The sequence below is a fragment of the Acinetobacter sp. YH12231 genome (genome assembly GCF_013417755.1).
Lineage (GTDB): Bacteria > Pseudomonadota > Gammaproteobacteria > Pseudomonadales > Moraxellaceae > Acinetobacter > Acinetobacter amyesii.
On the sequence record NZ_VPDJ01000030.1, the window covers coordinates 1 to 11,821 of the forward strand.

Here is an 11,821-nt window from a genome sequence, read left to right on the forward strand (position 1 = left end):
AAAACCTTCAAAATTCTTGCTGAGCGATATCGCAATCGAGGCAAAAGACTAGCATTAAGATTCAATCTAATTGCTGGAATTTATAACTTGGAGCTGAGTGAAAAATGACTTATGAAAGAAATCTATTAATAGAACCATCGCCATTTTTTAAAGTCCTATTGATGGTATTAAAAGTGACATCGTTTGAGCTGGGTTTGCAATTAGCAGCAATCAGTCGCTTGATATCTTGAAGTGGAAGTATAAGATGCGCTGTGTCACACATTTTTTTAACTTCTTTATTTTTCATTTTACTGTTTTGAATATTTTTATTTTCAAATTCCTGCACTATGGCTGACCAACCATATATGTTTATAAATTTATAATAACGAGATGCATCATTTGTCATCCCTTTGATCTTTTTAAAGTCGTGAATGTTTTTCACTGATGGTGCATTGGTAGCGTGATTTTGTGGCACTGGAGCATTTGCAAAGCAATGCATACTCATTAGCAGGCAGCTGGTAATAACGATGTTTTTCATGGTTTGTGTGCTTTTAATAAATTGTAAACGTCAGGATATTTGGTTGAAAAGTCATTCTGTTCCATTTGTTTATAAACGTTACTATTGGGCTCGATTCCTGCATTCAGTAGTTTTTGAACGAAACTCACAGAAGGGTTACGGCCTTTGATATTGTCTAAAATTAAATTACCATCCACGCCCGTGTAATCGACTCCAATACTCAGCAAATAATCAAAAACGTCTTCAAGCCCCCAACCAATTGCTTGGGCTTGCAAAGAGCTTTTTTCTTCATACGGGCCAAATTTATACGTAACGTGTGTTTGTAAAACATTTTCCGACTTGTAGAGTTTTAATTTTTCAATGATTTCGTTTTGATCTATTTTGCCTTCTGCATTGGTTAATACGCCATTAATAATCATAGAGGATGAACGACCATTGAGTGGTTTGCAATTTGCTTTAAATAAGCGTTTGGTTTTATCGGCAGTGCTTTGACTCAGTGCAATTTCGCAAAGTTTTTCTATTTCCCCTTTAGGCATTTTACTTTTTAGGATGGTTCCATTTTCAAAATCACGAACGATTGACTCCCAACCGTATTTACTTGCTGTTCGGTAATACTGTATTGCTTCTTCGCTCAATTTTTTGGTTTTTTTCGCTTGTATTTGAGTGTCATGATCGTTGGTTTCGGGAATAAAAGATTCTTGGTCATCATTCAATGCTGTTTGATTTGTCTGATTGGCATCGTGCTCAACAGTATTTGAAAGATTTGTCGGTAGGCTGGCTTCGGGTCTAAAAATGTAGATGAAGATACCGAGACATACTATGCACAGGCCAAAGAGTAAGATTATTTTTTTCATGTTTTAGTCTATTTTAAAATGAATCAAGAGCGTTTTTAAGGCGCTCTTGATAGGGAAGATTAAAATTTAAATGTGACATCAGCAATGAACTGTCGCCCAATTTCAGATCTAAGTCTGTTGGTCGACTCACTAATACCTGGGGTGGTATAGATATTATGTCGATTGGTAATATTGTTAATGGTTAAACCGAATATTGCTTTGAGATCTTTAGCGAAATTGAAATCATAAGTGGTACGCATATCCCAACTAAATCGAGGTCTAATCGTATCTGTAGCATAGGCTTCCAACAGGACACCATCATGCTCAACTTTGTTTTTTAGTTTATACGTATCTTTATATTCAGATTTGTAGCTTAAAAAGTTATTAATCTTTAATGGTAAATTTGAAAACTCAATGTCCCAACCAAAACGAGCAGTCCAAGGCTGATTGAAATTTTCAACAGGACGTTCATTAAATTGGATGAGGCTGCCGTTAAAGATAATATCGCGATCTTCAGCAGTCGTATTACTGTTAACGTTATATGACTCAGAATAGTCTAAATAATTTTTTTCTGATTCAGTGTAATCAAAGCCAAAGTTAAACCCGTGCAGAGAGTTTTTATATACGACTGGCAGCGTATTTCTGAGTGTGAGTGTGTAAATGTCAGCTTTTGCCTTACCACTATTACTATATTCAAAATGATCGATGGTGTTGCTGGTTGTTGGATCAATAAAACGATTTTTTGTGATTTCATCTTTGCTATCACGATTCACCCATTTCAGACCAAGGTTCCAGTTTTTAACTTGGCTATTAATGGCAAACACAATTTCGTCAGCATAAGGGGTCTTTAAATTGGCACGTTGAATATTGGAATTAGCTAATATTAAATCTGATAACCCAGTTTGAGTCCAATAGTCTTCAGTTTGATTTTTTGTGCGTTTTAAATTGTATTCCAAAAATGCAAGTTGATCTTGCAGTTCAGTGGCTAAGGTATAGTTTGCATAATATCGATTCCATCCCGTAGTGAAGGACAGAAGATCATTTTTTAGCGGTTTATAGTTAAAGGCAGTACGAGGTGCAATATTTAAATTTTTCGATAAGCTATCATAATCTGCACGTAAACCTAAACGCGCTGAAAAATTATCCCAAGTCGATGTGTTTTCAATGAAGGTATGCACACGTTGTTGGTCAATATTAACTTTACCTTTTTGATAATACTTGCCATTTGTTTGATATTGGCCTTGATAGTTATTTTCATCCGTTGCTTCATCACAAAGAATATCACCTGCCGTACAGCTAATGCCTGAACTAGATGTAAAAGTCTTAGGCTGATTATACATATAGGCATCGTTAGGCCGTTCCCATGCAACTTTAGAATAGTCATAGCCCATACCAAAGCTTAATTGTTGCATGCTGTTGCCAATCTGAATGGTATCAAACGCATTTTTTAGACTATACGAAAATGTATCTTGGTGTAATTCAATATCACTACTTGTGGCACCTTCACCAGGATTGGAACTCCAGTTTTTAGTTGGTGTTTGCTTCCAAAGAATGCCGGTAGTTGAATCATTTTCACGTGCTTGGCTTAGCGTTTGATAGCTAATATTTTGTTTTAATGTTGAATTATTGAGTTTACTTTCTAATTCACCAAAAAATGTCAACGTTTCTGTATTGCTAATACTTTTTGAATTTATTCGCTTATCAACGAAATTTAGACTGTCCAAATCCCCTAAATCAAAGCCAAACTTCGCTTTGGTTGTGTCCGAAGGTGTGTAAAAAAGGGTAGTCCCTAAGTTGATATTATTACGCTCGCTTTTGACTTTACTGCGATCTTCTAAACCACTCATTACTGGAACGATGGATTCACGTTTAGAGGCATAACTATTGATGCCCCATTGTTCAGAGAGTTTGCTGTATAGATTCAGGCTTAAGCCGTGTTTTTTATATTCTTTATTATTTGATGATGTTGGATCTTCAAACTCTGCAGCTTCTTCTTCATCGGTAAAATGATAACGTGACCAATTACTTTCCGTGTAGTCGTAAGTAACGGAGCCGTGGATTTTGCCAATTTCAGTATTTGGGGTACAAGTTTCAGCATTAACTACACCACCTGTAAATTCGCCGTATGCTGCAGAAACATTACTATCGATCAATTCTAATTTACAAATTAAATCGGTATTTAGGGCCATCCCTTGTGAGCCACCATCAAGCTTGCCTGAATAGGAGTTGCCGCTTGCCAGAGGGTCAAGGTTATTGGTGGTATTGACGCCGTTAATTACAAATTTATTTCGGTAAGTTTGCGCGCCATTAATAGATATCTCGGATGGTCGTAGCTCAGCCTGTGAATCTGCAGAACGTTGTTCACGGCTAAACTGCACATTTGGATTAACTTTTAAAAAGTCTGTGATATTTTTCGAACTATTCGGCGTTTTTTCTAAATCTTCTTTGGAGTAGACGGTTGTACCTACTTCTGGCTTGGCTTTGACTTCAACTTCAATCGGCGACATTTTGAGATTATTGCTTTGAATAAATTGAGTTGTATCAATTTCATTAGCATAAGCTTGAGATGCTAAAGCAGTCAAAATTGCGAGATTGAGGGGAGAATAGGCAAAGCGCATGGCTGTCAACAATTATGCAGATAAAAACGATAGCGATTATCATTAACTTTATAAAAATAATCAATAGAAATGAGAATTATTTGCAATAAGTGATTTTTTAATACACAGCGAATTCAATGAAAATTTTGAATAATCAGAAGAGATGGTGATGTGTATTCAATAGACTTGAATAATCAGCTTGGAGAAAGTCTGAATAAGAATTGGCGTCCCTACGGGGATTCGAACCCCGGTTACCGCCGTGAAAGGGCGATGTCCTAGGCCTCTAGACGATAGGGACGTTTAGAAGATGGCGGTATCTTATTGATCCGCCATCATAGTGTCAAGTAGGTGAGGGCCGAGTTTGTTCAAAATATAACAGAACAGTTCAGCGGTCTTCTGAGTATCGTAAAGTGCAGAGTGTGCTTCTTTGCCATCAAACTCAATACCTGCCTGAATACATGATTTTGCCAGCACAGTTTGTCCAAACATTACAGCGCTCAAAGTCACTGTATCGAATACGGAAAAACTATGGAAAGGATTTTGATTTTTTGTCCCTGTACGTGCAATCGCTGCCTGTACAAAACCTAAGTCAAAATGGGCATTATGACCAACTAAAACCGCGTGTGTGCAGTTCTGTTGGCGACGTACTTCATTCACTGACTTAAAAATACGTTTTAATGCTGATTTCTCATCTTCAGCCATGGCCATACGCATCGGATTAAATGGATCTACACCAATAAAATCCAGTGAGCGACGGTCAAGGTTGGCACCTTCAAACGGATTGATATGTGCATGGTGGGCTTCACCCGGTACAAAATTACCTTCTGCATCATACACAATAGGAATCGCTGCAATTTCCAGTAAGGCATCGGTCTGTGAATTAAAACCTGCTGTTTCGACATCGACAACAACAGGTAGGAATCCACGGAAACGTTGACCAATGACTGGTCGAGTTTCATCTGTCACACTTTTCTCCATTGGATGGTCTTACCCGCATACAACGGAATAATTTTTTCGCCATCCAAATAGTCTAAACTTTCAGGGATCACTTGATCTTCTTTTACCAACGTAATGGTATTGGTATTTCGAGGGAGTCCGTAGAAGTCTGCACCAAAGTGGCTTGCAAAACCTTCTAAACGGTCGATTTTACCGACTTGATCAAATGCTTGAGCGTATAGCTCAATTGCTGTTGGTGCACTATAACATCCTGCACAGCCACATGCATTTTCTTTAGCATTTTTTGAGTGAGGTGCACTGTCTGTACCTAAGAAAAATTTAGGGTTCGCACTGGTCGCGACTTCAAGCAAAGTTTGCTGATGGGTTTGACGTTTTAAAATCGGTAAGCAATAGAAATGCGGCTTAATGCCACCCACCAACATGTCATTACGGTTAAATAATAAATGTTGCGGTGTGATTGTCGCAGCGACATTACGGTCTTGTTCTAATACAAAATGCGCAGCTTCACTAGTAGTGATGTGTTCTAGCACCAATTTTAATTTAGGGAACTGTTTTAACAGTGGAGAAAGCACTTCATCAAGGAAACGTTTTTCACGGTCAAAAATATCGACATGGTTATGTGTCACTTCACCATGTAACAGTAACGGCACTTGGTGTTCTTCGAGTTGCTCAATCACACCATAAACTTTACTAATATCGCTGACACCACTGTCCGAGTTCGTGGTTGCACCCGCTGGATAGAGCTTGATTGCATTAACATGCTCAGATTCTTTAATTTTTTTAACTTCACTTGCAGGTGTGTTGTCTGTGAAATAGAGCACCATGCGCGGGTCAAAGTGAACGCCTTCAGGAACATGTGCCATGATACGTTCACGGTATGCATTTGCTTCTTCAACGGTTTTTACCGGTGGTACGGTGTTTGGCATACAAATCGCGCGAGAGAATTGTTGTGCTAAATCAGGAACTGTACGCTTTAGGGCTAGACCGTCACGTAAATGTGCATGCCAATCATCTGGCTGAAGAAGAGTAATCGTATTCACAGCGATTCCAAGCTTGGAAATAAAACAAATGATAATGCAAATAATGTGAAAATGGTAACGAGATTTCTGTACAAATGACTGAACAGATATAAATAAAGAATAAAACTGTGGTATTTTTAAATGACTAAAAGAATTAGATAAATGCTTGGAAATGGAATACAAGTATAACCTTGCAAAGTTGCAATACGATAAAGAAAAAATAGAGGAACTGATTACACGGCAAACTCGTCGTGTAGGGGAAATGTTTCCTAAAAAACTGGAAACTCAATTTTGGACTTTAAGCCTCGATCGTGCGCAAACCAACATACGTCATTTTTTTTGGATGGGAGTGTTGATCTACTTTGTGCTCACGATGCTGATCATTCCCGGAGATTACTGGATTATTGATCAACAGTATTTTGTGCATGATTTTATTCGTTGTTTGCTTGGACAGCTCAATGGTGCGCTGTGTCTTTTGGCTTTATATGCCTTTGCCCGTTATGACCGTCTGAAGCCTTATTTTTCACATGCCAGTATGTTTGTAGTGTTTTGGGCAGTTATTTCAATGTCTTGGCTCACCATGACCGTGTATACCGAAGCACTTAAACATCAGGCCATGATGATCCTTTGTATGATTTACATCTTGAGCTATATTTTGACGGGGGTTAAACCAGTCCAAATGTTGATGTCTGGATTGTTGGCTGCTGTGGTCACCATGTTGATGCTTTTTTCATTAGAAGTGAAATTTGATGTGATGGTATTGGGGCGTGTACTGATTGGAAGCTGTGTATTGGGTTTTGCAATCAGTAAGATGCTCTGTGCGCGTGAACGGATGATATTTTTGAATATGCGGCGCGCGGATATTAGTGAAAAAATCCATCGTATTCATACCACAAAGCTTTTACATTTAAGTCAGCATGATGAATTAACCAAGATTTCAAACCGACGTACTTTTGATGAAATGCTTGATACCTTTTATGAGCAATCTCGACGTAATAACACCTCGCTTGCTGTGCTATTTATCGATGTTGATCATTTTAAAAACTATAACGATTTCTACGGTCATCAAAAAGGCGATGATGTAATTTCAACCATTGCCAAAACCATTAAAAATGCCATTCGACATATGGATTTTGTAGCGCGATATGGTGGTGAAGAATTTGTGGTTTTATTGCCTGAAACCGATGCGCATGGTGCTTATGCGGTAGCGTCAAATATTTATAAAGCAATCGATCGTTTAGAAATTCCACATGCCAAATCACAGGTTTCAAATCACGTCACTATTAGTTTGGGTATTACGGTATATCGTGCTGAAAATATGACGAAGGATGAACTGTTAAATATTGCCGATCAGGCGTTGTATCGTGCGAAACAATTAGGCCGGAATCAAATTTACTATCAGTCGATTCGTTCAGCACATGTGGCTTAATGTTTAATAAAATTGAGAACTTCTCTGAAATCGGCAATAAAAAACCGCGCAAAATGCGCGGTTTTTTATGACTCAACAAATCTTATTTGTTTTTGTCTTTTAATTGAGGCACTGCAGAACCTGTACCTACTGCAAGTAAGCCAGAGTTTGTGTAGATACCTAATTTAGCGCGAGTATCTGTGATATCCAAGTTACGCATAGTCAATTGACCGATACGGTCAGCAGGGCTAAACATAGAGTCACCTTTCTCCATAGTTAAACGCTCAGCTTCATAAGTGAGGTTAGGAGATTCAGTGTTTAGAATAGTGTAGTCATTACCACGACGAAGTTCTAAAGTCACAGTACCAGTGATTGCTTTAGCAACCCAACGCTGCGCAGTTTCACGAAGCATTAATGATTGAGAATCGAACCAACGACCTTGGTAAAGAAGACGACCTAAACGCAGACCGTTAATACGGTATTGTTCGATGGTGTCTTCGTTATGAATACCAGTCACAAGACGCTCATAAGCAATGTGAAGAAGCGCCATACCCGGAGCTTCGTAAATACCACGAGATTTTGCTTCAATGATACGGTTTTCGATTTGGTCTGACATACCTAGACCGTGACGACCACCGATACGGTTGGCTTCAAGAATGAATTCAACAGGGTTTTCGATGCGTTTGCCGTTTAATGCAACAGGGAAGCCTTCTTCGAAAGTTACAGAAACTTCTTCAGCTTTAACTTCTACGTCATCTTTCCAGAACGCAACGCCCATGATTGGGTCTACGATTTTGATACCCGCATTAAGGTATTCAAGATCTTTTGCTTCGTGAGTCGCACCTAACATGTTTGAGTCAGTTGAGTACGCTTTCTCTTTTGACATTTTATAGTCAAAACCGTTGTCGATTAGGAACTGTGACATTTCTGCACGGCCGCCTAGCTCGTCAATGAAAGTTTGGTCTAACCAAGGTTTGTAAATTTTTAGCGATGGGTTAGTCAACAGACCATAACGATAGAAACGTTCAATGTCGTTACCTTTATAAGTCGAACCGTCACCCCAGATGTTTACGTCATCTTCTTTCATTGCGGTTACAAGCATCGTACCTGTAACTGCACGACCAAGAGGAGTCGTGTTGAAATAAGGCATACCACCAGTTGAAATGTGGAAAGCGCCACATTGAATAGCCGCAATACCTTCTAAAGCAAGTTGTAAACGACAATCAACTAAGCGAGCTTTAACTGCGCCATACGCTTCCGCTTTTTTTGGAATCGCATCGTAGTCGTCTTCATCAGGTTGACCTAAGTTTGCTGTGTAAGCATAAGGTTCTGCACCTTTTTGTTTCATCCACAAAAGCGCAGCTGAAGTATCTAGACCACCAGAGAAGGCAATACCAACTTTTTTGCCAACTGGGACATTCTGCAAGATAGTTGCATTATCAGTCATTGTTAATCCTAACGATATAAATATAGGCACCGAGAATGGGTGGCCTGAAAGAATACATATATGTGCATGATTGTAGCACTTTTCTGCGGGGTTTTTCTAAAAAATCATGAGATACAAGCGATGAGGTGGAAAAAAATGATCGTTGAAATCTATTGGTGAATACTTCATCCAGTTTTTGCGGGCGGAAAATGCGTTTTCTGAATGGAATAGGATGTAAATATAAAGAAATCTATTTGATTTAAATTAATGGTCATACCATTATTGGGTTAATTTGGTTTTTATGCTTTTCATTGAAATGAGACTGAGGTCAAACAAAGCGTGGTTATTAGACTAAAGTATATTTTATAAAGTTTAGTTGTAAATAATAAATACAAAACAGATATTTAAAAGTTGATATGGAGGTTTTTAAACGGAAAAATAATGTTTTTGTATTTTATATTGGTCATACCAAAAACAAGAAAAGCTTGAATGATTGAGTTGAAATAATTAAAAATTGCGGAGTATTTCAGCAATAGTATGAGTTTTTATGTGTTTAATATTTATATTGGTCATACCAATGATAAAAAGACCACATGCTGATATTGCTCAATAATTAAATCTTAGTAAGCATTTCAAGGAGATGACAATGCTTCAATGGCAGCAAATATATGACCCAATGGGGAATATATGGATATCAAGTTTAATTGCGCTCATTCCGATTATCTTTTTTTTCTTGGCGCTTGCTGTATTTCGTTTAAAAGGCAGTGTGGCAGGTACGATCACCGTTGTACTGGCACTTTTGGTGTCTTTATTTGCCTATGACATGCCTGCGCTTATGGCATTGGCTTCGATGGTCTACGGTTTTTTCTACGGTTTATGGCCGATAGCATGGATCATTATTGGTGCGGTGTTCCTGTATAAAATCTCAGTCAAAACAGGGCAGTTTGACATCATCCGTTCTTCGATACTTTCCATTACTGAAGATCAACGATTACAGATGCTGTTAGTTGGCTTTGCTTTCGGTACTTTCCTAGAAGGTGCGGCGGGTTTTGGTGCCCCTGTGGCGATTACCGCAGCACTATTGGTAGGTTTAGGCTTTAAGCCTTTATATGCGGCAGGTCTTTGTCTGATCGTAAATACAGCGCCAGTGGCTTTTGGTGCGATGGGTATTCCAATTATCGTTGCTGGGCAAGTGTCTGGTGTAGATACGATGGAAATCAGTCAGATGGTTGGTCGACAGTTGCCATTTATGGTGCCGATTGTACTGTTTTGGATTATGGCGATTATGGATGGCTGGCGCGGTGTGAAGGAAACTTGGCCTGCGGTTGTGGTTGGGGCGAGTAGCTTTGCGATTGCACAGTACCTAACCTCGAACTTTGTCGGTCCTGAATTACCCGATATTACTGCGGCGATTGCCTCTTTAGTGTCATTAACGATTTTATTTAAATATTGGCAGCCTAAACATATTTTCCGCTTTGCAGATCAAGATGCGACGATGAGTGAAGATGTGGCTGCACAAAAACAGCAAAAATATAGCTTGGGTCAAATTGCAAAAGCGTGGTCGCCATTTGCGATCTTAACGGTGATGGTCACGATCTGGAGTATTAAACCGTTTAAGGATTTATTTACCAAAGACGGTGCTTTACATGATTTGGTTATTTCGATCAAAGTGCCATTCTTACACCAATTGGTTCAAAAGATGCCGCCAGTCGTACCTGAAATGAAGGACTACGATGCCATCTATAAATTTGATTGGTTTTCGGCAACAGGTACGGCAATTGTCATCGCTGCGATCATTACCATTATTTTCTTAAAAATGAAGCCGAAAGACGCAATTGTGACCTTTGGTGAAACCATTAATGAATTAAAAATTCCAATTTATTCGATTGGGATGGTCTTGGCTTTTGCATTTATCGCCAATTATTCAGGGATGTCAGCAACATTGGCATTAGCACTTGCGCATACAGGTCAAGCCTTTACCTTCTTCTCGCCATTTTTAGGATGGCTTGGTGTATTCCTCACGGGTTCAGATACGTCAGCCAATGCGCTATTTGCAGCATTGCAGGCGACTACTGCACAACAAATCGGTGTGCCAGAAGTATTACTCGTTGCTGCTAATACCAGTGGCGGTGTGACAGGGAAAATGATTTCACCACAGTCAATTGCAATTGCATGTGCGGCAGTCGGGTTGGTAGGTAAAGAGTCGGATTTATTCCGTTTTACCGTAAAACACAGTATAACGTTCACAATCATGATGGGGATTTTAATCACCCTACAAGCTTATGTGTTCCCTTGGATGATTCCATAACACGCATTGTGTAACAACGTTAAGGAAAGCAGATGAAAGTCTCTGATAAAACTGTTCAAAGTCTTCGTGTATTGATTGAACAAAGCAATATGCAAGTTGGAGATCGTCTGCCTGCTGAACGGAAATTGTGTGAACAACTTGGCGTCTCACGCACCTCTTTACGCGAGGCGATTTCTCAATTGACTAGCATGGGCGTGTTGGTCAGTAAAGTGGGTGCGGGGACGTTTTTAAAGCAATTACCATCGACTTGGTCGAGTTATCAAATTGTGCAGCCCATCAGCAGTTTGATTAGTGAAGACCCTGCCTACCGTTTTGATGTGCAAGAGGCGCGCATTATTTTAGAAGGTGGAACAACTTGGTATGCGGCACAACGCGCAACCCAAGAAGATCTGGTGAACATTCGACATCATTATGATCAGATTAACCATTTTCAAGCTTTGGGAAATGATGATGAGGCGGCTCGTGCAGATGCGAAATTTCATTTGGCGATTGCTGAAGCATCTCATAATTTAGTGTTGATTCAGATGATGCGCGGTTTGTTCGATTTGTTGCAGTTTAACGTCGCTTTGGGACGCCGAAAAGTCTATAGCGAAGCACACCGTTTTGATCAATTGCATGATCAGCACTTTCAAGTCATGAATGCAATTGAACGTCGTGATCCAGAAGCTGCACGTAAAGCAGTCTGTGGACACATTGAGTTTGTAGTACAACAGGTGCGCATGATTGATGAAGAAGAAGCTCGTCGTCAGCGCGCCAGTCGATTAAACAGGATATAAG

At 39.3% G+C, this 11,821-nt stretch carries 9 protein-coding genes, 1 tRNA gene and 1 pseudogene; 4 read left to right on the forward strand and 7 right to left on the reverse strand.

Going from position 1 to position 11,821, the window contains the following annotated elements:
• Positions 1–108: pseudogene (locus tag FTV11_RS15045) on the forward strand (IS5/IS1182 family transposase); the annotation flags it as partial.
• Position 109: 1 nt separating this feature from the next.
• On the opposite strand, the gene FTV11_RS15050 reads toward FTV11_RS15045, so the two are convergent.
• The 6 genes from FTV11_RS15050 to pyrC form a co-directional block, all read right to left on the reverse strand.
• The gene (locus tag FTV11_RS15050; protein WP_180074313.1) at positions 110–517 is read right to left on the reverse strand and encodes a hypothetical protein; all 408 of its coding nucleotides are present in this window, start codon (positions 515–517) and stop codon (positions 110–112) included.
• Entirely contained in the window at positions 514–1,350 is an 837-nt protein-coding gene (locus FTV11_RS15055; protein ID WP_180074315.1) for a hypothetical protein, read from the reverse strand. Before FTV11_RS15055 ends, FTV11_RS15050 begins: the two co-directional genes overlap by 4 nt.
• Positions 1,351–1,409: 59 nt before the next feature.
• A complete protein-coding gene (locus FTV11_RS15060) occupies positions 1,410–3,947 on the reverse strand; it encodes a TonB-dependent receptor plug domain-containing protein (RefSeq protein ID WP_180074317.1) in 2,538 nt (845 codons plus the stop codon).
• A gap of 201 nt (positions 3,948–4,148) precedes the next feature.
• Positions 4,149–4,224: transfer RNA gene (locus FTV11_RS15065), tRNA-Glu, on the reverse strand.
• 20 nt (positions 4,225–4,244) lie between these two features.
• Positions 4,245–4,904 carry a ribonuclease T gene (gene rnt, locus FTV11_RS15070; protein ID WP_078192915.1) on the reverse strand — a complete coding sequence of 220 codons (660 nt, stop codon included), beginning with the start codon at positions 4,902–4,904 and terminating at the stop codon, positions 4,245–4,247.
• Positions 4,889–5,923 (reverse strand): dihydroorotase, encoded by a 1,035-nt coding sequence (gene pyrC, locus FTV11_RS15075; RefSeq protein WP_111885770.1) that lies wholly within the window; start codon positions 5,921–5,923, stop codon positions 4,889–4,891. The genes rnt and pyrC overlap by 16 nt, the downstream gene beginning before the upstream one ends.
• Before the next feature lie 151 nt (positions 5,924–6,074).
• Between pyrC and FTV11_RS15080 the strand changes: the two genes are divergently transcribed.
• On the forward strand, positions 6,075–7,331 hold the full coding sequence (locus FTV11_RS15080; protein WP_180074319.1) for a diguanylate cyclase: 1,257 nt from the start codon (positions 6,075–6,077) through the stop codon (positions 7,329–7,331).
• 82 nt (positions 7,332–7,413) lie between these two features.
• Here FTV11_RS15080 and argG read toward each other — a convergent pair whose 3' ends face one another.
• Entirely contained in the window at positions 7,414–8,757 is a 1,344-nt protein-coding gene (argG, locus tag FTV11_RS15085) for an argininosuccinate synthase (protein ID WP_078189146.1), read from the reverse strand.
• Between the two features lie 619 nt (positions 8,758–9,376).
• Here argG and lldP point away from each other — a divergent pair.
• Together lldP and lldR are read left to right on the forward strand one after the other, a co-directional pair.
• Positions 9,377–11,044 carry an L-lactate permease gene (gene lldP / locus FTV11_RS15090; RefSeq protein ID WP_171256696.1) on the forward strand — a complete coding sequence of 556 codons (1,668 nt, stop codon included), beginning with the start codon at positions 9,377–9,379 and terminating at the stop codon, positions 11,042–11,044.
• 32 nt (positions 11,045–11,076) lie between these two features.
• Entirely contained in the window at positions 11,077–11,820 is a 744-nt protein-coding gene (gene lldR / locus FTV11_RS15095) for a transcriptional regulator LldR (RefSeq protein WP_180074321.1), read from the forward strand.
• Position 11,821 lies beyond the last annotated feature (1 nt).